Source organism: Kitasatospora sp. NPDC006697 (genome assembly GCF_042869935.1).
In the GTDB taxonomy this organism is placed as follows: domain Bacteria; phylum Actinomycetota; class Actinomycetes; order Streptomycetales; family Streptomycetaceae; genus Kitasatospora.
This window is the reverse complement of the sequence record NZ_JBIAGU010000012.1, coordinates 154,093-179,282: the sequence shown is the minus strand read 5'-3', so window position 1 is coordinate 179,282 and position 25,190 is coordinate 154,093. Positions and strand designations below refer to the sequence as shown.

The 25,190-nt window shown below is 72.7% G+C and carries 23 protein-coding genes; 13 read left to right on the top strand and 10 right to left on the bottom strand.

Annotated elements, in window-relative coordinates; all coding sequences use genetic code 11:
• Window positions 1-15: 15 nt before the first annotated feature.
• From ACFYNO_RS19025 to ACFYNO_RS19005, 5 genes are all read right to left on the bottom strand, one after another.
• Window positions 16-1,515 carry a carboxyl transferase domain-containing protein gene (locus ACFYNO_RS19025; protein WP_388013087.1) on the bottom strand — a complete coding sequence of 500 codons (1,500 nt, stop codon included), beginning with the start codon at window positions 1,513-1,515 and terminating at the stop codon, window positions 16-18.
• Between the two features lie 85 nt (window positions 1,516-1,600).
• On the bottom strand, window positions 1,601-2,113 hold the full coding sequence (locus ACFYNO_RS19020) for a GNAT family N-acetyltransferase (protein WP_388013084.1): 513 nt from the start codon (window positions 2,111-2,113) through the stop codon (window positions 1,601-1,603).
• A complete protein-coding gene (locus tag ACFYNO_RS19015; protein ID WP_388013081.1) occupies window positions 2,110-3,204 on the bottom strand; it encodes a methionine--tRNA ligase in 1,095 nt (364 codons plus the stop codon). Before ACFYNO_RS19015 ends, ACFYNO_RS19020 begins: the two co-directional genes overlap by 4 nt.
• A 212-nt stretch (window positions 3,205-3,416) precedes the next feature.
• On the bottom strand, window positions 3,417-4,346 hold the full coding sequence (locus tag ACFYNO_RS19010) for a pyridoxamine 5'-phosphate oxidase family protein (protein ID WP_388013078.1): 930 nt from the start codon (window positions 4,344-4,346) through the stop codon (window positions 3,417-3,419).
• Between the two features lie 19 nt (window positions 4,347-4,365).
• Window positions 4,366-4,821 (bottom strand): VOC family protein, encoded by a 456-nt coding sequence (locus tag ACFYNO_RS19005; protein WP_388013075.1) that lies wholly within the window; start codon window positions 4,819-4,821, stop codon window positions 4,366-4,368.
• 140 nt (window positions 4,822-4,961) lie between these two features.
• On the opposite strand from ACFYNO_RS19005, the gene ACFYNO_RS19000 reads away from it, so the two are divergent.
• Entirely contained in the window at window positions 4,962-5,525 is a 564-nt protein-coding gene (locus ACFYNO_RS19000) for a CGNR zinc finger domain-containing protein (RefSeq protein WP_388013072.1), read from the top strand.
• 173 nt (window positions 5,526-5,698) lie between these two features.
• Window positions 5,699-7,426, top strand: coding sequence for a chitinase (locus ACFYNO_RS18995; protein ID WP_388013069.1), 1,728 nt, complete (start codon window positions 5,699-5,701; stop codon window positions 7,424-7,426).
• A gap of 48 nt (window positions 7,427-7,474) precedes the next feature.
• On the opposite strand, the gene ACFYNO_RS18990 is transcribed toward ACFYNO_RS18995, so the two are convergent.
• The 3 genes from ACFYNO_RS18990 to ACFYNO_RS18980 form a co-directional block, all read right to left on the bottom strand.
• Window positions 7,475-8,284: a nucleotidyltransferase domain-containing protein gene (locus ACFYNO_RS18990; protein WP_388013066.1), complete on the bottom strand. Its 810-nt coding sequence runs from the start codon at window positions 8,282-8,284 to the stop codon at window positions 7,475-7,477.
• 68 nt (window positions 8,285-8,352) lie between these two features.
• Window positions 8,353-9,495, bottom strand: a complete 1,143-nt coding sequence (locus tag ACFYNO_RS18985) for a M48 family metalloprotease (RefSeq protein ID WP_388013063.1) — start codon at window positions 9,493-9,495, stop codon at window positions 8,353-8,355.
• Between the two features lie 185 nt (window positions 9,496-9,680).
• The gene (locus ACFYNO_RS18980) at window positions 9,681-10,733 is read right to left on the bottom strand and encodes a PP2C family protein-serine/threonine phosphatase (RefSeq protein WP_388013060.1); all 1,053 of its coding nucleotides are present in this window, start codon (window positions 10,731-10,733) and stop codon (window positions 9,681-9,683) included.
• Between the two features lie 169 nt (window positions 10,734-10,902).
• Between ACFYNO_RS18980 and ACFYNO_RS18975 the strand changes: the two genes are divergently transcribed.
• Window positions 10,903-12,168 carry a PQQ-binding-like beta-propeller repeat protein gene (locus ACFYNO_RS18975; RefSeq protein WP_388013057.1) on the top strand — a complete coding sequence of 422 codons (1,266 nt, stop codon included), beginning with the start codon at window positions 10,903-10,905 and terminating at the stop codon, window positions 12,166-12,168.
• Here ACFYNO_RS18975 and ACFYNO_RS18970 read toward each other — a convergent pair.
• The gene (locus tag ACFYNO_RS18970) at window positions 12,155-12,583 is read right to left on the bottom strand and encodes a gamma-glutamylcyclotransferase family protein (RefSeq protein WP_388013054.1); all 429 of its coding nucleotides are present in this window, start codon (window positions 12,581-12,583) and stop codon (window positions 12,155-12,157) included. The two genes, ACFYNO_RS18975 and ACFYNO_RS18970, sit on opposite strands and share 14 nt — an antisense overlap.
• A 113-nt stretch (window positions 12,584-12,696) precedes the next feature.
• Between ACFYNO_RS18970 and ACFYNO_RS18965 the strand changes: the two genes are divergently transcribed.
• The 9 genes from ACFYNO_RS18965 (at window position 12,697) to ACFYNO_RS18925 (ending at window position 22,213) form a co-directional block, all read left to right on the top strand.
• Window positions 12,697-13,644 (top strand): EamA family transporter, encoded by a 948-nt coding sequence (locus ACFYNO_RS18965; RefSeq protein WP_388013051.1) that lies wholly within the window; start codon window positions 12,697-12,699, stop codon window positions 13,642-13,644.
• Between the two features lie 83 nt (window positions 13,645-13,727).
• Window positions 13,728-13,964 carry a hypothetical protein gene (locus ACFYNO_RS18960; protein ID WP_388013048.1) on the top strand — a complete coding sequence of 79 codons (237 nt, stop codon included), beginning with the start codon at window positions 13,728-13,730 and terminating at the stop codon, window positions 13,962-13,964.
• A gap of 123 nt (window positions 13,965-14,087) precedes the next feature.
• Window positions 14,088-15,830 carry a peptide-N4-asparagine amidase gene (locus ACFYNO_RS18955; RefSeq protein WP_388013045.1) on the top strand — a complete coding sequence of 581 codons (1,743 nt, stop codon included), beginning with the start codon at window positions 14,088-14,090 and terminating at the stop codon, window positions 15,828-15,830.
• A 431-nt stretch (window positions 15,831-16,261) separates the two neighbouring features.
• Window positions 16,262-18,229 (top strand): ATP-binding protein, encoded by a 1,968-nt coding sequence (locus tag ACFYNO_RS18950; RefSeq protein ID WP_388013042.1) that lies wholly within the window; start codon window positions 16,262-16,264, stop codon window positions 18,227-18,229.
• Complete coding sequence (locus ACFYNO_RS18945; RefSeq protein WP_388013039.1) at window positions 18,226-18,687, top strand: roadblock/LC7 domain-containing protein; 462 nt, start codon at window positions 18,226-18,228, stop codon at window positions 18,685-18,687. Before ACFYNO_RS18950 ends, ACFYNO_RS18945 begins: the two co-directional genes overlap by 4 nt.
• Window positions 18,688-18,755: 68 nt before the next feature.
• Entirely contained in the window at window positions 18,756-19,214 is a 459-nt protein-coding gene (locus tag ACFYNO_RS18940) for a DUF742 domain-containing protein (RefSeq protein WP_388013036.1), read from the top strand.
• Between the two features lie 28 nt (window positions 19,215-19,242).
• Window positions 19,243-19,815, top strand: coding sequence for an ATP/GTP-binding protein (locus ACFYNO_RS18935; RefSeq protein WP_388013334.1), 573 nt, complete (start codon window positions 19,243-19,245; stop codon window positions 19,813-19,815).
• Window positions 19,816-19,922: 107 nt separating this feature from the next.
• Entirely contained in the window at window positions 19,923-21,152 is a 1,230-nt protein-coding gene (locus ACFYNO_RS18930) for a styrene monooxygenase/indole monooxygenase family protein (protein WP_388013033.1), read from the top strand.
• Between the two features lie 29 nt (window positions 21,153-21,181).
• Window positions 21,182-22,213, top strand: a complete 1,032-nt coding sequence (locus ACFYNO_RS18925) for a DUF4190 domain-containing protein (protein WP_388013030.1) — start codon at window positions 21,182-21,184, stop codon at window positions 22,211-22,213.
• On the opposite strand, the gene ACFYNO_RS18920 is transcribed toward ACFYNO_RS18925, so the two are convergent.
• Entirely contained in the window at window positions 22,191-24,965 is a 2,775-nt protein-coding gene (locus tag ACFYNO_RS18920; protein ID WP_388013027.1) for an NACHT domain-containing protein, read from the bottom strand. The genes ACFYNO_RS18925 and ACFYNO_RS18920 overlap by 23 nt on opposite strands.
• Window positions 24,966-25,023: 58 nt before the next feature.
• Between ACFYNO_RS18920 and ACFYNO_RS18915 the strand changes: the two genes are divergently transcribed.
• Window positions 25,024-25,188 carry a hypothetical protein gene (locus ACFYNO_RS18915; protein WP_388013024.1) on the top strand — a complete coding sequence of 55 codons (165 nt, stop codon included), beginning with the start codon at window positions 25,024-25,026 and terminating at the stop codon, window positions 25,186-25,188.
• The last annotated feature ends 2 nt before the right edge of the window (window positions 25,189-25,190 follow it).

The window sequence follows — 25,190 nt, the reverse complement described above, 5'->3', positions numbered from 1 at the left end:
CGCCGCCCGCCTCCCTCAGCCCCCCAACCCGTGGAAGCGCACGATCCGCGGCGTCGGGGGTGTGAGGGCGGCCGCGTGGGTGAGTTCCGCGGCCACGGCGGCCAGGACGGGCCCGAGGAGGTCCGGCGTCTCCGCCACGATCCGGTCGACCACGCCCTCCCGCAGCAGCTCCGGTGCGCCGATCCGCTGCTGGGCGGCGAGCCGCGGGGCGTGGTCCGGGGTGCGGTGCAGGATCACCGAGGCGCCCTCCGGGGGGAGGGGCGAGAGCCAGGCGTGCTGGGTGGCGAGGGCGCGGTCGGCCGGGAGCAGGGCGAGCGCCGCGCCGCCCGCGCCCTCGCCGAGGAGCAGGCTCACCACCGGGACCGGAAGGGTGCTCAGCTCGGCGACGCAGCGGGCGATCTCACCGGCCAGCGCGCCCTCCTCGGCGGCGGGACTCAGCTCCGCGCCGTGGGTGTCGATGACGGTGAGCACGGGAAGCCGCAGCTCCGCCGCCAGCCGCATGCCGCGGCGGGCGGTGCGCAGGCCGCCGGGGCCGACGGGGCCGTGCAGCGCGGCGGCGGCGCGGTCGTGGCCGATCACCACGCAGGAGACGCCGTGGAACCGGGCGAGGGCGAGCCGCAGTGCCTCGTCCCGCTCGCCGGCGCCGCTGCCGGAGAGCGGGACGGCCTGCTCGGCGCGGGCCAGCAGCTCGGCGAGCCCGGGGCGGGTGGGCTCGCGGGTGATCCGGACGGAGTCCCAGACGTCGGCGGTGTCGACGGTGGTGGCTGAGGGCGCATCGGAAGTCGGCGGGCTCGACGTCTCGTGCGCATCCGGCATCGCCAGGATCCCCAGTGCCGCCGCCCACCGCTCGCGCAGTTCCGCACCCCGCAGCACCGCGTCCACCGTGCCGAACTGCTCCAGGTGCTCCGCCCGCTGCACGCCCTCCGGGAACGGCTTCCCGTACAGCGCCTCGTACACCCGCGGCCCCAGGAAGCCGATCAGCGCCTCCGGCTCGGCAGTCGTGAGCTGGCCCAGCGAACCCCAGGACGCGAACACCCCGCCCGTCGTCGGGTGGCGCAGGTGCACCAGGTACGGCAGGCCGGCGGCCTTGTGGGCGGTGACCGCGTTGGCGATGGCGATCATCCGGACGAACGCGGGCGTGCCCTCCTGCATCCGGGTGCCGCCCGAGGCGGGGAAGGCGAGCAACGGCAGACGCTCAGCCGTCGCCCGTTCCACGGCGGCGAGCAGGCGGGCGGCCGTCGCCGTGCCGATCGACCCGCCGAGGAAGGCGAACTCGCTCAGCAGCAGCGCCACCCGGTGGCCGTCGAGCCGGCCCTCCCCGGTGAGCGCCGCCTCGTCGGCGCCGCTGCGGGCCCGGGCGCGGGCGAGGTCGGCGGCGTAGTCGGGGCCGGGGTCCGGGTCGGTCACCGGGGTGTCCCAGCTGCGGAAGCTGCCCGGGTCGAGCAGCGCCTCGGCGAAGGCGAGCGCGGCGGGGCGGGCGGGAGTGGCGGCTGCGTACGGTCGGTGATCGTTCACACCGTCAAGTGTCCTCAGCCGTGCCGCGCGCCCACAACATCGACTCGGTCACATCGGTCACATCGGCCGGCGCCTCGAGCGGACCTCAGATGACCACCGGGCTGCGCCGCTCCACCAGCACCACGTTGCGCCACTCGCCGTTGAGCCGGCCGATCCGCTCCCGGGTACCGATCACCCGGAACCCGGCCCGCTGGTGCAGGGCCAGGCTCGCGGTGTTCTCGGGGAAGATGCCGGACTGCACGGTCCAGATGCCCCCCGCCTCCGTCGACTCCAGCAGCGCGGTGAGCAGCGCGAACCCGACGCCGTGGCCCTGGGCGTCGGGGTGCACGTAGACGGAGTGCTCCACCACGCCCGCATAGGCCGCACGGTCGGAGACCCGGGAGACGGCGGCCCAGCCGAGCACCTGATCGGTCCTCCCGTCCGTCTCCCCGCCCTCCGACCCCAGCGCGACGAGCCGGTGCCCGGGCAGCCGGCTGGCGTTGAACTTGGCCCAAGTCGGTGCCGCCGTCTCGAAGGTGGCGTTTCCCCCGGCGATTCCGAGGCGGTAGATCGCGAGCACCTGCTTGCTGTGCTCGGGCCGCATCGATTCGATCCTCATGCGGCCTGATCGTAGAGCCGGGGGAAGAGCGTACCGGGCACGGGCACCCGCCCATCGGGACCCGGGGTGCACTGGGTGCGCACCCGGCCAGCCGCACCAGGGAGGAACGGCGCCAACTCCCCGGCGAGGGTTCGGCAGGCGTGCAACAGGACGGCGAGGTGGGTGGGGGCGCCGGCCGACTTGCTGATCTTCCGCCCCTCCACCGTCAGGTAGTCGTGCACCACCACCTCGGTGGGCAGCGGCAGCCCGGCCGAGAGCAGGATGGCCGGCCAGTAGACGGCGTGGAACCGCAGCACCCCCTTTCCGCAGAACTGGGTGCGCCGGTCGCTGCCGCGCCACCAGCGCTCGAAGCCGGGGGAGTCCAGGCCGAGGGCGGTGAGGTAGCCGGCCAGACCGTCCCACCAGACGTAGACCACCTGGGAGTCGTCGCCGGGCACCGGGATGCCCCAGCCGCGGGCCCGCTCCCGGGAGCGCGAGACCGAGAAGTCGGGTAGGCCGACGTCCAGCAGCGCGAGCACTTCGTTGCGCCGGGCCGGCGGGTCGATCCGCAGCCGGCCCTCGGTGATCTCGGCGCGCAGCCGTTCGGTGTGCCGGGAGAGCCGGAAGAACCAGTTGCGCTCGGCCACCGTCTCCGGCTCGGTGCCGTGTTCCGGGCAGCGGCCGTCGGGCAGTTCGGCCGGCTGGTAGAACTGCTCGCAGCCCACGCAGTAGCGGCCGCGGTAGTCCCGCGGGTAGAGGTCGCCGGCCGCGGCGCAGCGGCGCCAGAGCTCCGCGACGCCCGGGGCGTGGCGCGGGTCGCGGCTGGTGCGCAGGAAGTCGTCCAGGTCGACTTCCAGGGGCAGGGCCAGGGCCTCGAAGGCGGCCGCGTTGCGCGCGACCAGGTCGGCCACCGGCACCCCGGCGGCAGCGGCGGCGAGCACGTTCTTCAGCGAGTTCTCGTCCGTGCCGCCGAGCAGCCGCACCTGCTCGCCGCGCGAGCGGCGGTGGCGGGCCAGCACGTCGGCCTGGACGAGCTCCAGCGCGAAGCCCAGGTGCGGGCGGGCGTTGACGTAGGGGAGGGTGGTGGTGAGGTAGCTGCGGCGGTCGGTCATCAGGAACGCTCCCGGGGAGAACCGGGGCCGCGAGCGGAACGCGAAAACGCGACGAGGCCCCGTGGTGGCGGGGCCTCGGACGGCTCTGGGCATCCGTCAGCTGCTACCCCGCGGGGCGGGGCATCAGTCGGTGGCAAGCACGGAGCGAGGTCATGCGGCCAGGCTAGGCGGGCCCGGCGGGCGAGGGCAAAGCATTAACGGTGGGGCGGGGCTCAGGGGTTGAACGGCGAGTACGCCGGCTCGCCCCAGCGCAGCGGTACGGCCGCCGACCGCCCTACCGCCTCGGTCAGTTCGAACTCCACCAGCCGCTGCGCGCCCGGCACCCGGGCGGCGTGCTCGGGGTCCCAGTCGGTGCGGGCGGTGCCGGTGAGCTGGAGCACGGAGCCGTCCCGCCAGTCCAGGAAGAGCAGCCCGGCGGCCGGGTTCTCCGCCAGGTTTCCGAGGGTGGCGAACATCGCGTTGCCCGAATAGTCCGGCCAGCGGAGCCGGTTCGGTCCCAGGACCTCGACGAACCCCGGGTTGCCGCCCCGGTGCGAGGTGTCCGGACTGCCCGAACCGTCGGCGGTGGTGAGGAAGAAGGTGTCGGCAGTGCTGATGAGCTCCTGGTGATGATCCGTCAGATGGCTGCTGGTGGAAGCTGGCCGGAGTGACGGACGATCCGGTGCCGGCAGTAGCTCGCGGGACTGGATGTACTTGGGGCAGTTGCCGAAGAACTGCTCCAGTTCGATCCGCAGCCCGCCCGAACCAACAGGCGTACAGGGCCCGTTGAGGCGGGCGCGGCGGCGGGTGGCGGGCTCCAGGGCGATTCCGCCGACCCGGGCGGGCGCCGCCAGGACGGCGGCCAGCGGATCGCCGTCGGCGGGGCGGGCGGCGATGGCGATCGCGTCCACCTCGCCGGCGGGGTCGGACTCGGCTTGCAGGAAGCCGGGACGGCCGGTGAGCAGCCCGGCCCAGAGCCGTCCGGCCGGGTCGGCCGCACCGAGCACGACCATCGGCTGCCGGCTGAGGAATTCGGCGGCCACCGGTGGGACGCGGCGCTGCCGGGTCGGGCCGGAGAAGCCCGGGCGGTCGAACCCGGCCCGGCGGCGGACCAGTTGCTCGCCGGTCAGTGGTGCGTGCGGGGCGGTCATGGGTGCCGTCACCTCTCCAGGGTCGGTGCGGTCAGAAGAACCCGCAGGTGGGAGCCGCCGCGTGGGGCGCGTGCACGCCCTCGGCGGCCACGCCGGAGGCGGTGAACACCTCCAGCCGGATGCCGTCCGGGTCGGCGAAGAAGACGCCGCCGGAGTCCGCGCCCTCGCCGTGCGGGACCACGCCCTCGTGGGCGAACTCCGCGCCGAGCTCGCCCAGTACCCGCTCCACCGCGCGCACCTCCTCGACGCTGCCGACCTCGAAGGAGAGGTGGTGCAGCCCGGGGGTGGCGGTGGCGAACCGGCCCGCGCTCTGGCGCCAGAGGGTGAGCACCGGGCGGCCCTCCCGGCCGAGGAAGGCGAACCGGCCCTCCGGGTCCTCCCGCACCGGCTCCAGGCCGAGAACCCGCTGGTAGAAGGCGCGGGAGCGGTCCAGATCGGTGACGTTGAGACCGATGTGGCCGGTGCTGATCGTGGGTGCGGTGGGCATGGGGGTCCTCTCCTCGGGCAGTGCCTAACCTTTCATTTCGAGTATGGAGGTTAGTGGAGAGTGCCGTCAACCGATGTCTGCACGGTCAGCGGTTAGAATCGACGGCGAGAGCCAGCGCAGCGTGAGAAGAGCGATCCGAGATGAGCCAGCAGGAAGTGCCGCCCGTGGACCCCCGGCCGCTGCCCGGTGAGCCGCTCTCCCTCGACCTGCTCAACACCCGCTGGAACGGGGCCGAGGGGCCGTGCGACCTGCTCGACTCGCTCGACGGCCTGGGGCAGTGGCTGGCGCTGAACGGCTTCGCCGACCGGGTGCCGGCCGACCGGGCGGCCCAGGAGGCGCTGGTCGCCACCCGGGCCGCGCTCGCCGAACTGGTGGGCGGCAAGGGCGGAGAGGATGCCGAGGCCGGCCGCGCCGCACTGAACGCCGTGCTGGCCCACGGCGCGCTGCACCGCACGCTGACCGCCGACGGACCGGTCGAGCAGGTCCAGGTGGACGACCCGGCCTGGCTGGCCGCCTGGTCCGCCGCCGCCGACTACCTGCGCCTGCTCGGCGAGGCGCCGGACCGGATCCGGATCTGCGCCCACCCCGACTGCGTGCTGCACTTCTACGACACCTCGAAGAACGGCACCCGCCGCTGGCACGCGATGGCCAGCTGCGGCAACCGGGCCAAGGCCTCCCGGCACTACGCGCGCAGCAAGGCCTGACGCCGGCTCAGTACGGACTGCCAATCCGCGCCCCGCGGAGCATTGACACGGACTGGTCCAGACCGGTTCAGTGGTCTAGTCCAAAAGGGGTGCGCCGGCGGGGTCGCTCCCCGCGCTGCCTGCCCCGGCGGACTCCCCCACACCAGAGGCGTTCGAGGCAGGAGCATCCCCACATGCGCAGTCTCACCAGAGCTGTTCCCAACCGTCCCCAGCCGCCCAGGAGTTCGCGTCGGCTGATCGCCGCCGTGAGTGCCTGGACGGTCGCCGCCGGCGCGATCGTCGGCGCCACCGTCGGCCTGGCGCCCAGCGCCTCGGCCGGCGAGTTCCTCACCAACGGCGGCTTCGAGAGCGGCAGCCTGTCCCCGTGGACCTGTTCCGGGTCCACCGGCAGCGTCGTCACCGGCCACGCGCACAGCGGCAGTTACGCCCTGGCCGGCGCGGCCAGCGCCTCCGACAACGCCCAGTGCACCCAGACCGTCACCGTCGCGCCCAACACCACCTACACGCTGAGCGCGTGGGTCAACGGCGCCTACGTCTACCTGGGCGTCAACGGCGGCAGCAGCACCTGGACCCCGGGCACCGGCGGCGCCTACCAGCAGCTGACCACCAGCTTCACCACCACCGCCACCCAGACCACCGCCACCGTCTTCGTGCACGGCTGGTACGGCCAGGGCACCTACTACGCGGACGACGTCTCGCTCGGCGGCCCCGGCAACCCGACCGGCAGCCCCTCGGCCAGCCAGAGCGCCAGCAGCACCCCGACCGCCACCAGCACTCCCACCGCCACCGGCACCCCGACGGCGACCGGCACGCCGACCGCCACCGCCACGGCGACCGCGACCGCGACCGCGACCGCCACCAGCACCCCCACCTCGGGCGGCGGCCTGCCCACCCACGCCCTGGTCGGCTACCTGCACGAGAGCTTCGCCAACGGCGCCGGCTACATGAAGATGGCCGACGTGCCGGACTCCTGGGACATCATCGACCTCTCGTTCGGCGAGCCCGACTCGGTCACCTCCGGCACCATCCACTTCAACCGCTGCTCCACCACCGACTGCCCCGGCATCGAGTCGGACGCCGACTTCATGGCCGCGATCAAGGCCAAGCAGGCCAAGGGCAAGAAGGTGGTGCTCTCGATCGGCGGCGCCAACGGCGAGGTGCAGCTGACCACCACCGCGGCCCGCGACGCCTTCGTCAGCTCGGTCTCCTCGATCATCAACAAGTGGGGCCTGGACGGCCTGGACGTCGACTTCGAGAACCAGTCGCTCTCGCTGAACTCCGGCGACACCGACTTCAAGAACCCGACCACCCCGGTGATCGTCAACACCATCTCCGCGCTGCAGCAGCTGAAGGCCAAGTACGGCGCCAACTTCGTGCTGACCATGGCGCCGGAGACCTTCTTCGTGCAGCTCGGCTACCAGTACTACGGCTCCGGCCCGTACAACGGCCAGGACCCGAGGGCCGGCGCCTTCCTGCCGGTGATCTACGCCCTGCGCAACGACCTCACCCTGCTGCACGTCCAGGACTACAACTCCGGCTCCATCATGGGCCTGGACAACCAGTACCACTCGATGGGCGGCGCGGACTTCCACATCGCGATGACCGACATGCTGCTCTCCGGCTTCCCGGTCGCGGGCAACACCAACAACATGTTCCCGGCGCTCAAGCCCTCCCAGGTGGCGATCGGCATGCCGGCCAACACCTACGCGGGCAACGGCTACGTGGCCCCCGCCGGGGTGGACCAGGCGCTCGACTGCCTCACCAAGAACACCAACTGCGGCGGCTACACGCTGCACTCCGGTGCGCACCCCGACCTGCGCGGGCTGATGACCTGGTCGGTCAACTGGGACAACTACAACAAGAACGAGTTCTCGAACAACTTCCACAGCTACTTCGGCTGACGGGAGCCGGGTCGGGGGCGGCAGCCGTGACGGTGCCGCCCCGTCCGGCTAGCCGCGCGGCGACCTGACGCCGTGGCGGGCCGTGTACTCGGCGGCCAGCCACGGCCCCAGCTCCGCCAGCAGCAGCCGCACCGCCGCCGGGTCGGCCGAGCCGGCGGGCGCGAACTCGGCGACGGTGCGCATCTGTTCGGCACGCTCCGGGTAGTAGTGGCCGAACACGGCGGCGGACTCGGCCAGATCGCTGGTCCAGCCCTGCCAGCGGGGCATCACCAGGGTGAACCCGGTGCGCACCACCTTGCGGGCCGCGCCCCGGGTCAGGGTGCGCAACTCCGCCTCGCTGGTGGCCCGTTCGGCCCTGGCCCGCCAGCCCGGCAGCAGCTCGGCGAGGTCGCCGTTGGTCTCCCGGGCGAGCGTGGAGTCCAGCCGGTAGCGGGGGAGGCGGTCGGCCAGGTCCGGCCCGAGCAGCGGGGTGCAGAGGCAGGCGAGGAACCAGCCGAGGTCGTACCGCTCCGCCTCGCTGAGCAGCCGCTCGACCCCGAAGAGCAGCACCCCGCCGCCCTTGAGCTGCGGGAACTCGTGCTCCAGCGCGGCCAGCAGCGCGTCGGCGGCGCTGCGGTCGGCGGGGGTGGGCGGGCGGTTCAGCGCGAGCAGCAGGTCCAGGTCGGAGCGGCCCGGGACGGCGGTGCCGCGCGGGATGCTGCCGTAGAGGTAGGCGCTGTGCAGGGAGCCGCCGCCGAAGGACCGCCGGACGCCGGCGCGCACGGCGGCGACCACGGGTGCGTACTCGGGAGTGACCCGGTCGAGCGAGCCCTCACGGAGCATCAGCCCGTCCTGGTCGAGTCCGGCTCCGTGCCTCATGGCGGCCCTCCTGCGTGCGATCGGTGCCGCTCAGCTTGGCCGAGGGCGTCCGCGCAGGTCAAAGGCGTTTATCCGGGCTGCGCCCAGGCGCGGGCGGCGGCGATCCGGCGGGCGGTGCTGGGGTGGCTGGCGAAGAGCAGCTCCAGCAGGCGGGGCGGGTCGACATCGGCGACGTTGGTCAGCGCGAGGCGGCGCTGCATCGCGATGAACTGCTCCGGGTCGCGGGTCAGGTCCAGCGCGTGCCGGTCCGCCCGGGCCTCGATCCGCCGGCTCACGGCCGCCTGCGGCGGCCCGCCGAGCGCACCCAGCAGCGCGGCGCAGGCGGCCAGCAGCGGCAGCGAACGCGGATCGGCGACATCGGGCACGCCGGCGGCGTCCAGCAGCGGACGCAGCGAGAGGAGCAGCCCCAGCACGGCCACGACGGCCGCCGCACCGACGGCGGCGAGCGCGGTGCCGCGGGGCACGTCGCGGTGCTTCACGTGGCCCAGCTCGTGCGCCACCACCAGTTCGACCTCACGGGGCGCGGCGGTGGTCAGCAGGGTGTCGTAGGCGACGATCCGGCGGGTGGCGCCGAAGCCGGAGACGTAGGCGTTGAGCGCGGTGGTGCGGCGGGAGGCGTCGGCCACCAGCACGTCGCGGACCCGCACGGCGTCCCGCTCGGCGAGCGCGAGCAGGGCGCTCCGCAGCTCGCCCTCGGGCATCGGGGTGAAGCGGTTGAACAGCGGCTCGACGAGGAGGGGGAAGAGGAAGGAGAACGCGACGGTGAGGGCCGCGGCCGCGGCGGCCGCCGGGAGCCACCACCACTGCCGCGACCAGCCCGTCAGCGCGTAGACGCCGAGCGCGGCGGGCAGCGCGAGCGCGAGGGTGAGCAGCAGCCCGCGCAGCAGGTCGACCAGCCAGCCGGCCCACCCCTGGGTGACCAGGCCGAACCGGGTGCGGATCCGCCGCACCCGCGCGGTGAACGGGAGCGCCAGCACCTGCCCGAGCAGCACCAGCAGCACCGTCCCGGCCAGCACCTGCGCCGCCCAGGAGCCGCCGAACAGCTCGCCGGCCCACCGCACGGCGGCCGCCCCGGCGGGCGTGAACCCGAGCACCAGCGACAGTGCCAGCCCGGCCACCCGCCCCCCGATCGCCCACGGCACCTGCGCCCGCCGCAGCGCCCGCCCCCGGGCCAGCTCCTCGGCGGTGAAGTCCCCGTCGCCGTCCACCATGCCCTGCCTCCCGTCCGTCGCGCCGCTGGCCACGGTAGGGCATGGCGGCGGGGCGGGGGAGCACAGGCGCGGGTGATGCGGCGCCCCGGCCGCGGGCGCGGGGCTCGGGGCCTGCGGGCCCGAGGGCGGCGGCGAGCTTCCCCGGGACGCCGTGGCGGGCAGCGCGTCCGCTGCGGCGCTGCCCCTCACGGCCCTTCGTCGGGCAACCGCTCCACCGCCACCATCGCCGCGTCGTCCCCCAGCCGTCCGCCCGCGTGGGTGAGCAGGTCGCGGCGGAGGTGGTGGAGGAGGGTGGCCGGGCGTTCGGCGGACCAGGCGCGGATGCGGTCGGTGAGCGGGTAGAACGCCCGCGCCGTGTCGCGGGCCTCGATCACGCCGTCCGTGTAGAGCAGCAGCCGGTCCTCGGGACGGAACGAGAAGAAGTCCGGCCAGTACTGCGGTTCCATCAGCCCGCCCAGCCCCAGCGGCGGCGCCGGGCGGCTGGCCTCCAGGGTGAGCACCTGGCCGGCGTGCAGCAGCAGCGGGGGCGGGTGGCCGCAGTTGATCACCTGGATGCGGGTGCCGTCGTCCGGGATGTCCAGGATCACCGCCGTGATGAAGGACTCGGCGGCGTCCGCGTCGGCCGCCGCGGCCAGGTCCCAGCTGACGCTGCCGTCCAGGTAGGCGGCCAGCTCCGGCAGCGAGGCCTGGAGGTGGGCGGCGGCCCGGAACGCGCCGAGCAGCAGGGCCGCCTCGCCGAGCGAGGTGAGGCCCTTGCCGCGGACGTCGCCGACGATCAGCCGGGTGCCGTCGCGGGTCCGGGAGGCGGCGTAGAGGTCGCCGCCGATCTGCGCCTCCGCCTCGGCCGCCAGGTAGACGGAGGCGATCCGCAGCGAGCCGATCCGGTCCGGCAGCGGCCGCAGCAGCACCTGCTGCGCCGCCTCGGAGACCGAGCGCACCTGCACCAGCTCGCGCGCGTGCCGCTCGCGCAGCGCCCGGAAGGCTACCACCAGGGCCGAGACCACGATCAGCGAGGCGATCTGGCTCTCGTGGTTGGAGGTGGTCAGCCCGTCCCGCATGACGCCGATCACCGTGAGCGCCGCCACCGCCAGCACGCCGACCAGCGCGGTGAGCCGGGTGCCCGCGAAGGAGGCGGTGATCGCGGGGGCGACCACCAGCAGCGGGCCGAGGTGGATGTTCGGCGGGGAGAGGATGTCCACCACCGTGATCACCACGATCAGCCCGAGTGGCAGGGCCACCAAGGCAGGGCCGGCTCGCCGTGGCCGGTCGAGGGGGAGGGATCGCTGGCGGGCGGGCACGCTTCCTCTCTACACCCCGCCAGCGTGCCGCGCAGCGCGAGCAACCCGGCCCCGCGGCCTGGTCCCGGAGGTATCGTCACCACACGGACCGAGGGCGACGGGGGCGGCCATGGGCACGGGGTGGGAGTTCGACGAACCGGAGGGAACGGCGGGGGCGCCGGCGCCGCTCGGCGACGAGTTGGTGGACCCCGGCTCGGCCCGGGAACCGGCCGGCAGCAGGAGTCCGAGCCGCCGACGCCTGCTGCTCGGCGCGGGCGCGCTCGCCGCCGCGGGCGCCGTCGCCTGGGCGGTGGCCGGCCGGGGGAGGAGCCGGCAGCCCGACCTCGGCGGGCCGAAGCCGCTCTGGACCTACCGTGGCCCGGGCCGGCTGGAGGCCGCGCGGATCACCGGCACGCCGCAGCACCCGGTCTTCCTCGCCGGGCCGGATCTGGTGGTGCTCGACCCGGCGACCGGCCGGCCGCGGCAGCGGTTCGAGCTGGCGAAGGACGCGGAGCTGCTGGCCGCGGGCGGGCTGCTGCTGGCGGGCAACACGCCCGAGGCGGCGGCCACGGGCACCCCCGGCGACCGGATCACGGGCTACGACCTGGGCACCGGCGCGAGCGACTGGCAACTGCTGATCGACCAGCCCGGCACCGCCCGGACGAGCCTGTTGGCGGCGCTGGCCACCGACGGCCGCACCCTCTACTGCCGCGCCGACTCCTTCGGCGGCGCGGCGGCCAGCTCCAGCACCCTCTACGCCGTGGACCTGGCCACCCGGCAGCCGCGCTGGCAGCGGCCGACCACCGGGGAGGACTGGGTCGGGCAGGTCGCCCCGATCGGCGGCGGCCGGCTGCTGGTGGGTTACGGGGGCGCGCTGGCCGCCGTCGACGACCGCGACGGCCACCCGCTCTGGTCGGTGCGCCAGAGCGGCCAGCACACCGGCTGGTGGACGGTGGACGACCAGCTGAGCTACGAGCCCGACGGCTCGGGCCTGTGGGTCCGCTCCCTGTCCGACGGCACCGAGCGGTGGCGGCTGCTGCCCGGCGAGCAGGACTCCTGGCGCTACCTGCGCCCGCTGCCCGCCGGCCCGCAGGTCCACCTGTTCCGCGACGACGGCCTGGTGACGGCGGTCCGCCGCGCCGACGGCGGCCAGCTCTGGACGACCCAGCTGCCGTTCCGCCTGGACACCCGCAGCGCCCCGGCGCTGGCGGGCGGCCTGCTGCTGGTGCCCGGCCCGGCGAGCAGCGGGGTGGTGGCGCTGACGGCGGACCGGGGCACCGTGCGCTGGACCTTCCGGGACGGCGAGCCGGGTGTGGACGTCTGGTCGGTGACCGTGCTGGACGGCCGCGCCTACCTCGGGCACGACGCCGTGCTGCACGCCGTCAATCCGAGCTGAGACGCGGCGCCGTCCAGTCGCCCGAGGGGATCAGCGCCGGTCGGGCGCGCAGCCGGGCGGCCGCCGCGGGGCCGGCCAGGTAGACCCAGGCGGACTCGGCGGCACCGGTGGCGGTCACCGTGACCGGCAGGCACTCGCGCACGTAGAGGCCGCGGCCGTCGGGGCGGCAGTCCTCCAGCGCGTCGAGGGTGGCCAGCACCTGCGGGTAGTGCGCCGGACGGACCGTGATCAGCTCGCCCACCACCCGCTGCCCCGGATCGGGCAGCACGAACGGGTAGCCGGGCCCGTCGTGCAGCGCCGCCGCATCGAGCACGGCCGCCCGGACCAGGGCGCAGCGCCCGGCCAGGTGGCGGGCGTGGTTGCGCTGGCCGGGGCGGAGCGTGCCGTACACGAAGAGCGGCAGGGGGATGGACACGGCGGGTGCCTCCTTCGGAATTCGGCTTCCAGACAGCGATACCCACTGGCGCCGGGGGTTCCCGATGCGCTCTCATGACTCCGGCCGGACAGCAGCCAACCAAGGAGATACCCATGACATCGGTCGGTGTCGGACAGACGACGCCACTCGCACCAGCCACCCGGATCTCCGGGGCGGTCTGGATCGCCCTCCTTCTGGTGTATGTGGTCTGGGGCTCCACCTACCTCGCCATCCGGGTCGTGGTGGAGAGCATGCCGGCGCTGCTCTCCGCCGCGATCCGGTTCCTGCTCGCGGGCGCGCTGCTGCTGGGCTGGGTGGCGGTGCGCTCGGGGCCGGCGGCCGTGCGGGTGAACCGGCGTCAGCTGTTCACCAGCGGCACCGTCGGGGTGCTGCTGCTGACCACCGGCAACGGCCTGCTGGTGATCGCCGAGGGGACGGTGCCGTCCGGGCTGGCCGCGCTGCTGGTCGCGGTGGTGCCGCTCTGGGTGGTGCTGCTGCGCGCGGTCACGGGGGAGCGGCAGGGCTGGGCCCGGATCGCCGGCGTGCTGCTCGGGCTGGTCGGCCTGGCCGTGCTCTCGCTGCCCGGCATCCGGGGCAGCGTGGGCATCGGCGGGGTGGTGCTGGTGATGATCGGCGCGTTCAGCTGGGCGGTCGGTTCGTTCGGCGGCACCAAGATGACCCGGACCGAGAACGCCCTGGTGGCCAGCGCCTACCAGATGCTGATCGGCGGCCTCGGCTGTCTGGTGGTCGCCCTGGCCCGGGGCGAGCAGCAGCACTTCCAGCTGTCGCAGGTCACCACCCGGTCCTGGCTGGCGCTCGCCTACCTGGTCTTCGTCGGGTCGCTGGTCGGCTACACCGCCTACTCCTGGCTGCTGCAGAACGCGCCGATCGGGCTGGTCGCCACCTACGCCTACATCAACCCGGTGGTGGCGGTCTTCCTGGGCTGGCTGGTGCTGGCCGAGCAGGTGGGGGCGTCCGAGCTGGTCGGCGGCCTGATCGTGGTGGCGGCGGTCTGCGTGGTGGTGAGCACGGAACGGCGGGTCCGGGCCGACCGGCACTGACCGGGCGCCTCCGCCGCACCGGCGGGTGCGCCCGCCCGAGGCCGGTCGTACGGTGGACCGGGGGTGAGCGAAGGGAGCCCGAGATGCCTGGATCCGTCACCATCGGCCACCACCTGGAGAACCCGGCGATGGTCGAGCACGCCGACGCCGAGCGGATGGCGCTGCTGCTCGACGAACTCGGCCACCTGCTGGCCGTGCAAGGGCCGAACCGGCTGAGCGACGAGCAGGTGAGCGCGCTGCTCGGCGGTGCGGAGGAGGGCCGGACGGAGCTGGCGCAGTGGTGCCGGGAACGGGCGGCCCAACTGCACGACCGGCTCTGAACCCGGCCGCCCCGAGCGCCGGTGCCCCGCCCCAGGGGCGCCGGCGCTCCGTCGTACCCCCCCAATCACCGCCCACTGCAGGGATCTTGACAGTGCTCAGCAGCCCGTGAGTACATGCCAACCGTGCGAATACCCCTCCCCCTCCGCCGCTCCGGCCGCGCCCGCCGCACCCTGGCCGCGCTCGCCCTCGCCGCGGCCGCCGTGCTGACCGCGCCCGCCACCGCCACGGCCGACAGCACGCCGGGCCCGTCCCGGATCGAGACCAACTACGCCGACCCGGTCACCGCGCTGCCGCCGATCAGCCGTCCGGACACCCCGCACTGCACGGTCACCGCGATGCAGCACGACTTCGGCAACAGCTACGGGCAGCCCTTCACCGGCACCCTCACCCCGCCCGCCGACTGCCCCGGGCCCTGGTCCAAGGTGGTGCTGGACTGGTCGGGCAGCGTCGCCGGCCGCCAGTACGACCGGCTGGCCGGGGTCTGGATCGGCGGCGCCGAGGTGCTGCGGACCAGCACGCCGGAGCCCGACCCGGCCGGCATCAGCTGGCACGTGGACCAGGACCTCACCTCGTTCACGCCGCTGCTGCGCACCGCGCAGCCGGTGGTGGTGGATCTCGGAAACATCGTCAACTCCACCTACACCGGCGTCTACCACATGCGGATGACGGTCACCTACTACCAGGCGGACCGGGCCCACCCGGCCGCCGCGACGGCCGACCAGGTGCTGCCGGTCTCCCAGTCGGCGACGGCGCCGGGCTGGTGGACGCTCGGCAAGGGCCAGAGCGCCACCGCCTCGCTCACCTTCCCGCGGAACCTGACCGGCGCCCGGCTGCAGCTCTACGCCCGGGGCGGGGGCTGCGAGGAGTTCTGGTACTCCAACGTGCCGGACGACGTGGCGGCCGCGCACCCCGACTGGGGCATGTGCGGCGGCGGGACCTACCGCGAGGTGCAGGTGCTGGTGGACGGGCGGATCGCGGGCACCGTCCAGCCGTTCCCGGTGATCTACACCGGCGGGATCAGCCCGCTGATGTGGCGTCCGGTGCCCAGCATCGACGCCTTCCGCACCCAGCCCTACGACGTCGACCTGACGCCGTTCGCCGGCACCCTGACCGACGGCCGCCCGCACACCGTCACGCTGGTGCCGCCGGCCGGGATCAGCGACTCCTGGACGCTGGACGGCAGCCTCTTCCTCACCACCGACCCGCTGCGGGCGCAGACCGGCGGCGCCGTCACCACCGACACCATCGCCGCCGCGCCGCAGCTGAGCACCACCGAGGCCGCGCAGCCGGACGGCAGCGAGCTGGTCACCGTGACGGCGGGCCGGGACTGGACGGTGGCGGGGTACGTGGACACCTCGCAGGGGCGGATCGGCACCCGGATCGACCACCACGGCGAGTACCGCAACACCGACACCCTCGCCGACCAGGGCCAGCAGCAGACCACCAGTCAGCGCGACAGCGGCTGGACGGTGGTGGCCACCGACCGGGACGGGCACGGACAGCCGGAGCAGCGGCGCAGCACCTGGTCCTACCCGCTGGACGTGACCAGCGGCTACCAGCCCGGCAGCGGCGCCGACAGCTTCACCGCCACCGGCCAGGTGTCGGTGGCCCGGGAGCTGACCGACCAGACCCGGCACAGCCAGGGCGCCTGGCACCAGCAGGACTCCGTCGACGACCGGCTGCAGGCCCGGGGCGTGCTGGCCCGGCAGTCCGGCACGGTGGTGCAGGCCGACGGCAGTTCGCACGAACGCTACCTCGGCAGTTCGGCGGGCGGCGGTTGCTACCTGCACGAACTGGCCGCCGACCACGGCTACCTGACCCTGGACCGGACGGCGGACTCGACCCGCCCGGACGGTTGCGGCTGAGGGAATACCAGGGGCGATTGTCCAGTCGTTCCGGTGGCCTGAGGGCGCCGTTCCGCTGTCGGGACGGCGTCAAGGGCTGGTCGGTGCCGCGTCAAGACGGCTCTGACCAGCCCTTTGGCGCGCCATCAGTTCGAAACTGAACACGTTTTCGGAGGGGGTGAGATATCCGTCACATGCCGATGTGGCGCCCGTCAATGTCTGACGCACCGTAATCCGTATGTGACCAGCGGGAATGTCCGCTCGGTCGGCTTCGGGCTGGATGATCAGCTGAATTCGAGCTTTGAGTTGATCTTGTTCTCGGGTGTGTTCTGCGCTTCACTCGTGCGGGTGTCAGCGGCGGAACGGGGTGCGGCCGACTGACCCGAGGCGCCGTCATGGCCGCTAGCGGCCTGCCGGCTCGACGTTCGGCGAGACAGAGAGCACCGTTGCGTATGACGATCGAGAGTCGGAAGCCCCCGCTGACCGGTCAGCCCGGCCGGATGCTCTCGCGTCGCCTCCGCAGGACCCTGCTCGTGCTGCCCGGACTCACCACACTGGCCGGCTGCTCCGCGCAGGGCGGCGGCTCCACCGGCGAGGTGGCCGTGGTCGGCGGCGCGGCCGCCGTGGTGCTGCTCGGCGCCACCGCCGTGGTGGTCCGCCGGGTCACCGCCCGGCCGCTGGAACGGGCCCGCGACCTCGCCGCCCGCAACCTCTCCCAACTGCTCGACGAGCGGGCCGGCCTGCTGGAGGAGCGCGGCCGGCTGCTCGCCGAACGCGACGCCCAGCAGGCCCGGCTGCACAGCCAGCTCGGCGAAGGCCGGCGGCAGGCGCACGAGCACGATGAGCTGCAGCGCCAGTACGAGGAGCTGCAGCGCCGGCAGCGCGAGCTCGCCGACCAGTGGGCCGAGCTCACCGCCGCGCACGGCGGCGCCGTCGAGCGGCTGGCGGAGCTGGACCAGGAGCACGAGCTGCTGCTCGCCGAGCGGGACGGCCTGGCCAAGGAGCGCGACGAGCTGCAGGGCAGCGTGGACGCCACCTTCGTCAACCTGGCGATGCGCACCCTGACCCTGGTCGAGCGGCAGCTGGTGCTGATCGAGGCGCTGGAGGGCCGGGAGGCGGACGCCGGCCAGCTGGAGAGCCTGTTCCGGCTCGACCACCTGGCCACCCGGATGCGCCGCAACAGCGAGAACATGCTGCTGCTGGCCGGCCTGGAGAACAGCCAGCGCAGCCGCAAGACCGTCAGCCTGCTGGACGTGGTGCGGGCGGCGGTCTCCGAGATCGAGCGGTACGAGCGGGTCAAGCTCGGCTTCCTGGCCGCCGTCCGGCTGACCGGCGCGGTCGCCGACGACACCAGCCACCTGCTCGCCGAACTGCTGGAGAACGCCACCGCGTTCTCGCCGCCACAGGAGCAGGTCGAGATCGGCGGCTGGCTGCTGGACAACGGCGAGGTGATGATCTCGGTCACCGACCGGGGCATCGGCCTGCCGCCGGACCGGCTGCGGGCGATCAACGAGCAGCTGGCCGAGCCGACCCCCGCGGACCGCTCCGAGCGGCGCGACGCGCTGCTCGCCGGGGCGCTCACCGGGCGCAGCATGGGGCTCTTCGTGGTGGCCCGGCTGGCCGCCCGGCACGGGCTGCGGGTGCAGCTGCGGGAGAACGGGCAGGGCGGCGGGATCAGCGCGATGCTGGTGCTGCCGCGGGAGGCGCTGCACCAGGACGGGTTCAGCAGCGAGGACCTGGACGACCAGCGGCGGGCGGAGCGCTCGGTGGCGGCGGACGCGGCGAAGGTGCGGGCGGCGGCTGTCGCGGCTGCTCCGGCTCCTGCTCCTGCCGCCGCTGTTGCTGCCGCGCCCGTGGCGCCGGAGGCGGTGAGCGGGCCGGTGGCCTCGCCGCCGGTGCCCGCGGCGTCCGCGGTGGCGGAGGGCGAGCTGCCCGCGCTGCCGCGACGGCGGCCGGCGCATGCCGCGGCGGCGCCGGAGGCCGTGCCCGAGGTCGCGCCCGAGGTCGTGGAGCCGCCGATCGCGGAGCCCGCCGAGCCCGCCGAGCCCGCCGCCGCCCACGAGGCACCGGACTTGGACCAGCCGACCACCCAGCTGACGGTCCGTCAGCTGCGCGCCGACCTCGGGCAGACGACCTCGCACGGCCTGCCCCGCCGGGTGCCGCGCGGCAACGGGCTGCCGGGCACCGGAGAGGCGCCGACCTCCGGGCTGCGCCGGGTCGCCCCGGCCGCCAGCTCGCCCTACGAGCGGACGCCGGGCGAGCCCGCGGCCGAACCGGCCGCCGGGCAGGGCGCGGTGGAGCGGCCGCGGACCTCCGCCGAAGAACTGCGCCGCCGACTCGGCGGCTTCCAGAGCGGGCTGCGCCGGGCGGCCCGCGAGACCGCGGGCGCCGCCGAGGGTGCCGAGGAGCAGGACCGATGAGCGAAGCCGACTACCAGCTGGCGCCCGCGGGGACCGTCCAGCCTCCGGCCAGCCAGGCCGCGACGAACGTCCGGTGGCTGCTCGGCGACCTGGTCGGCCAGGTGCCCGGGGTGGTCGAGGCCGTGGTGGTCTCCGCCGACGGGCTGCTGTTGGCCGACTCCGAGCAGGGCCGGCAGGCCGAACAACTCTCCGCCATCGTCTCGGCGTTGACCAGCCTGGCCGGCGGCCTGGCGCGGGCGATCGAGTTCGGCGGGGTGAAGCAGACCATGGTCACCATGGATGAGGGCCACCTGGTGGTGATGGCGATCAGCGACGGGTCCTGCCTCGGCGTGCACGCCGGACTCGGCTGCGACCTGGGCGTGCTGGCCTACCAGATGTCGCTCCTGGTCGAGCGGGCCGGCCATGCCCTGACACCCCAGGTGCGCAGCGAACTGCACCGCTCGATGGCCCTGCGGTGACCGTGCCGACCGGCGCCGCCGGGAACGGCCCCGACGACCCCCAGCAGGACCCCCAGGAGGTGGGAAGCATGTCCGGCACCGCCCACAGCGGTACCACTGCGAGTACTGTCGGCCCAGGCGCCGGGCACGGCAGGCGGATCGACACCGCCCGCCCCGGCCAGGGGCGTTCGTCCCGGGTGCGGCCGTACGCGATCACCCGGGGCCGGACCAGGTTCGGCCGGGTGCTGCTGGTGGAGACCCTGGTCTCGGCACTCAACCGCCCCGCCGACCCGGGCGACCGCAGCCTGCCCGAACTGGCCGCGATCTGCGAGCTGACGCGTGGTCAGATGCGGTCCATCGCCGAGATCTCGGCATTGCTGCAGATGCCGCTGGGCGTGGTGAAGGTGCTGGTGAGCGACCTGGCCGAGCAGGGCCGGGTGCGGGTGCACGGCGACGACACGGTCACCGGCCCGCTGGACGACGAGGGCGTGCTGCCGGGCAAGCGCGACCTGCTGGAGAGGGTGCTGGGTGGACTTCGCAAGCTCTGACCCGTCGGCGGGCGCTCCGACCCCCGGGGTGCCGCTGGTCGCCGGGGGCGCCACCTCCACCAAGATCGTGGTGGCGGGCGGTTTCGGCGTCGGCAAGACCACCTTCGTCCGCTCGGTCTCCGAGATCGCGCCGCTCACCACCGAGGCGGTGATGACCGAGGCCGCCGCCTCGGTGGACGACAGCTCGGCCGTCCCCGGCAAGACCACCACCACCGTGGCGATGGACTTCGGCCGGATCACCCTGGAATCCGACCTGGTGCTCTACCTGTTCGGCACCCCCGGACAGGGCCGGTTCTGGTTCATGTGGGACGACCTGGTGCGCGGCGCCGTCGGGGCCGTGGTCCTCGCCGACACCCGCCGGCTCGCCGACTCCTTCCCGGCGCTGGACTACTTCGAGGGCAGCGGGCTGCCGTTCGTGGTCGCCGTCAACCAGTTCGACGGCGCGCCGGTCTACTCGGCGGAGGCGGTGCGCGACTCGCTCGCCATGCCGGACCACGTGCCGGTGCTGCTCTGCGACGCCCGGGAGCGCACCTCCACCATCGACGTGCTCACCCGCCTGGTGCTGCACGCTCTCGCGGAGGAGCCCGCTCCGGTCCGCTGACGGTCCGCCGGCGCAAGATCATTGCGCTCGGCGGTGCGGCCCCGTAGGGTCGGCCGACGGTCGATCAACTCCTCCCCTCAGTACAACTCGCAAGAAGGCAGGCAGCTTTGCGCAAGATACTGATCGTCGGAGCCGGGCAGGCCGGGCTCCAGCTGGCGCTGGGCCTCCAGGCCAACGGCTACGACGTCACGGTGATGACCAACCGCACCGCCGACGAGGTCCGGGACGGCCGGGTGATGTCCACCCAGTGCATGTTCGCCACCTCGCTGGACCTCGAGCGCCAACTCGGCCTGAACTTCTGGGAGGAGGCCGCTCCCCGGGTCGAGGGCATCGGCGTCTCGGTGGCCGGCCCCGAGTCGCAGAGGGTGATCGACTGGGTCGGCCGGCTGGACGGCTACGCCCAGTCGGTGGACCAGCGGATCAAGATGTCCGGCTGGCTGGAGACCTTCGCCCAGCGCGGCGGCAAGGTCGTGGTGCACGGCGTCGCCGTCTCCGACCTGGACTACTTCGCCCGCACCCATGACCTGGTGCTGGTCGCCGCCGGCAAGGGCGAGCTGGTCTCGATGTTCGGCCGCGACGAGTCCCGCTCGCCGTACAGCACCCCGCAGCGCGCGCTCGCCGTCGCCTACGTGCACGGCCTCGGCCCGCGCCCGGAGCACGAGTTCAAGGCCGTGCGCTGCAACCTGGTGCCCGGCGTCGGCGAACTCTTCGTGATCCCGGCGCTGACCAACAGCGGCGCCTGCGACATCCTCTTCTGGGAGGGCATCCCCGGCGGCCCGCTGGACGCCTTCGGCGACGTCAAGGACCCGGCCGAGCACCTGCGGCTCACGCTGGAGCTGATGAAGACCTTCACGCCCTGGGAGTACGAGCGCACCCTCGGCGGCGTCGAACTGACCGACGGCGGTGCCACCCTGGCCGGCCGCTACGCCCCCGTGGTCCGCAACCCGATCGGCGAACTCCCCAGCGGTGGCCTGGTGCTGGGCGTGGCCGACGTGGTCGTCGCCAACGACCCGATCACCGGCCAGGGTTCCAACAACGCCGCCCGCTGCGCCGGCGTCTACCTGGACGCGATCCTGGCGCACGGCGACAAGCCGTTCGACCGCGACTTCATGCAGTCCGCCTTCGACCGCTACTGGGCCGCCGCCGCCCCGGTCACCAAGTGGACCAACGCGATGCTGGCCCCGCCGCCGGAGCACGTCCTCAACCTGATCGGCGCCGCCGGCCAACTGCCGCCCGTCGCCCACCGGTTCGCCAACGGCTTCGACGACCCGGCGGACTTCGAGAACTGGTTCTACGAGCCCGACAAGGCCGCGGCCTACCTGGCCTCGCTGGGCTGAGCGGATCTCGGGGCACGGGGGGGCAGGCAATGGCAGACGAGCCCGAGGGCACCGGCGTCTGGACGGTACGAGAACCGGCCACCAGGCCGCAGGCGTTCCCGCCCTTCCCGGCCTACCCCCCGCCGGTCCGCCCGAGTACCAACGGGCTGGCGGTCACCTCGCTGGTCACCGGCATCATCTGCTGCTTCTGGCCGGCCGCGATCGGCTTCGGCATCGCCTCGCTGGTCCAGCTGAAGAAGCGCCACCAGGCGGGCCGCGGACTGGCGATCGCCGGGCTGGTGCTGGGCGTGCTCGGCGGCCTGCTGAGCGCCGGCGCGGCGTTCGAGCTGGTCCGGCACGCGAAGCCCATGGTCTCGGCCTTCACGCTGCGCCCGGGCGACTGCTTCAAGACCACCCCTAGCCTGACCGGTGCGATGGCGACGAAGGTGCCGTGCACGGAACTCCACGACGGCGAGGTCTCGGGCGCGGTACGTCTCTCCGGGGCAACCTTCCCCGGCAGCGGGGTGGTGGAGGGTGAGACGGCGAAGCTCTGCGCCGGCAGCAAGGACGCGTACGTGATGGACCGCTGGACACAGTCGCCCTGGCTGAGCCAGCACCAGTGGGCGCCGCAGACCGCGGGCGACTGGAACCGCGGCGGTCACATGAGCATCTGCTACCTGGTGGACCGGGACCCGGAGGCGGCACCGCACCCGGTGCGGCGGGATGCGTCGAACCTGACGAAGGAGCAACTCGCCTTCCTCCAGGCCATCGAGCCGCTCGACCGGGATGCGGCGTCGAGGCAGGACCGGACCAGGTTGGACGCGACCGCGAAGGACATGGCATCGGCGAAGGCGGCCCTGGCCGGAGTGTGGTCGGGCGGTGTGCAGGGGCAGATCGATGCGCTGGTGAAGGAGCTGGGAGTCGACGCACCGCTGTGGCAGGCGGCGGCGGGGGACGGGGTGACCTCCGAGGACGTGCTGTACGCGCGGCTGGCGGGGCACGATGCGGTGGCGCAGGAGACTGCGGCGCGGAGGGCGTTGGGGTTGGCGGTGCGGCCGGCTAGCGGTGAAGGCGGAGGGTGACAGAGGCCGGAAGGTCGATGTTCTCCAGGTGGGCGGAACCGGTGATGGTTACCTGCTTCAGCTGGGGGAGGTCATGAAGCGGCGCCAGATCCAGTAGCGATACCTGAGAACCGCAGGTGATGCTGAATTCTTGGAGGCTCGGAAAAGCCTGAGGGACCTTCGAAAGCGAGCCGATGGCGCCGGTGATGTAGAGGACCTGAAGATCCGCAAGCGTGGGTAGCTCCCGGAGGCTGTCACTTATCAGTGAGAGGGTCCTAAGCTTCGGCAATTCGGTGATCTCGGAGAGGCCTTGATGATTTTGAGGTTCCACTACCAGTCCTTCAAGTTCGCTGAACAGACTGATTCCATCGAGCGATGTCGCGCTCAGCGCGTCGTTGACGAGGCTGAGCCAGGTCAGCCCTCGAGGGGCTTGGAAGGAGCGAAGGCTGGCACAACCCAGCGGTTGTCCGATCGAGAGATCGTGAAGGTTGTTGAGCCGGCTCACCACAGTCAAATCATGATGAGGAGTGCCGAAAACTTGGAGCCCTTGCAGCGCCATATTCTCGATTGAAGTCAGGCCCTCCTCTATCTGGCAGTCCGTCAAGTAGAGGTAGGTGATCCCAGGATGCTCAAGTAGGAATTCGAGACTCCGCAGTTGGATTCCCCTTAGCATGAGGGATTGGCAAGTTCCAAGATGCTTGACGCCCGCTATGTCATCGTCTGTGAACGGTCCATTGAATTCAATCCCAGTTACGGCGGGGACTTCTGACATCGCGTGCAGTTGCTCGATCGTTGTGATGGCGATGCTTCCTTCGCCTGGGTGATGAGAAAGAACCTCGTGTACGTACTCATCTGTTGATATCCGAGGATCTTCCCAGACTCTCCCCAGCGTGGACCATAAATTCCTTCCTTGGAATGATCGAAAATTCTTCAGGAGTGGCAAGGCGGCTGCGCCGCCGACTTTAACGGCTGTTTCGACCACCAATCCGCGCTCGATTTCGTTGAGTTCTTCTGGTCCTGGAAGGAGATCGAGAACCATGGGCCCACAAGCTGCGATCCGTTCCATTGCGCCATACCACTGTGGCGGGAGTAGGGATTTCAGGCGCCTTTCGACTGCTGCTCGGACCGCCGGATCGAGGACTGTGACCTGCTCCATGCAGGCTGCTGCCAGAAGATGGAGGCGGGTCTCATGAGTAGTGGACTTGTCTCCTCCATCAACCAATTGCCGCAGCATCGAGGCTGCTTCCCCGGGGCGGGCCAAGGCGACGGCCATGCGCACTACGTCTTCCCACTGATCGTCCACCGCGTGGCTTACCAAGGAACGGAAGTCGAGGCTGGCCACGGCAGCCTTCGCGCCAAGGAAGTCCTGAAATGTCCGGTGGATGAAGTCAACAGTCTCCGCCGTCGGCTGGCGCAGAAGTCCACTCCGGCTGATCAGGTGCGTGAGAACTTGGCGGGCATTGCCCTGCTCGGCCACTTCGGGCATCGCCGGAAGCGCGCTCTCGATCTTGGCAGCGGCATCTTCGAAGTCTGCCTCCACCAGCCCATTGTTGATCATCCAATAGGCCAACCGCTGCAACAGCTCAGTTGCCTGGTACTCGTCCAGCTCCACTCCCTCCGGTGCTCCGATGTTCCGCTCCCGGTCACGCCGGATCATCAGCATCGACAGTGCAGCTTCGTACAGGGCCTTCCGCCCGTGTGGCATCTGGCCCCGACGATCGCGGTGCAACGCACATACCAGTGCGCAGAGCAGGGGAGTAGTGGTCAGCTGTGCGAGATCACGCTGCGCCCGCACGCTGTCGAGCAGTTGGACCTCCAACTCGTCCAGTCTTGCGTGCTCTTCGGGCGAGGCCTCGACCCGAGCGGCATCGTGCCATCGAGTGACGAAAACCGACACATCTGCCGGACTCATAGGCCTGACCGTCAACTCCGCGAACTGTTGCCCCGTCAGAATCCCCTCCGCCACCGCACCCGGACGCGTGGTAGCGGCAAAGAACGACTCGGGATACGCGGCAATCAACGCCCGCAACCAATCCAGTGCCTCAGCTCGATCGCGCTGGCGCACCTCGTCCAGTCCATCCACCAGCACCAGCCCGCTCCCCGCCGAGAGGATTTGGTGTACCCATCCCTTCGGTTGCCCGGCCGCCAGTGGACCCTCCAAGAAGCGCTCCGGTCCCGGCAACTCCGAGCGCACCAGGCGCCGCAACGGCAACAGGAACGGCATCCCCCCGCGCAGGTGGTCGAGTTCCTCGGGCAACGTCCCCTGGGCCGTCGCCACCGCCAACCACTGCAGCAGCGTCGTCTTCCCGCTCCCCGCCTGCCCGCGCACCAGGATCCGCTGCTTGCCTGCGAGCGCCTGCTCGGCGCGCTGCACCCGGTGGACCCTGTCTTCGCCGAACGGCTGCGGTGTCGAGTCGGCCAACTCCAGGCTCAGATAAGCAGTGTCGAGTGGCCAGTGGGCGCGATCCGGGCGGCTGAGGTCCAGGCCGATGATGTCGAGGTGGCTGTGCCGTGCGACGAGGTAGTCGCGGTACTGCTGCTCGAAGTTTGGGGAGGTGGGACCGCTCTTGGTGCGCCGCAGCTCCAATAGGGGCCCTGGATGCGCCCCGAGCGCACTCGCCAGCGCTATCACCGTGCGCTCGGATGGCAGCTTCCCGCCGTTCAGTGCCTGGCTCACTGTGGTCCGACCGAGGCCACTCCGCAAGGTCAGCTGATAAACCGTCAATCCACGCTGCACCAACAGCCGTCGCAGCGCATCCGCCAGTTCTGTCACGCTGTTCATCTTCGTTCAGCCGAACGCCGCCGAACACGCATTCCGGCAGATTGATGCCATGCCCACCTACGTCGCCCCGCTCCTCGTGCCGCTCCTCCTCCCGCTCACCCTCCTCCTCGGCGTCGTCCTCCCCGCCGTCTGGTCCCGCCGTCCGGCCCGGCGCGCCGCGGCTCGCGAAGTGCTCCGCATGCTGCTGGCGCGCCGGACCAGGCACCGCAACTGATC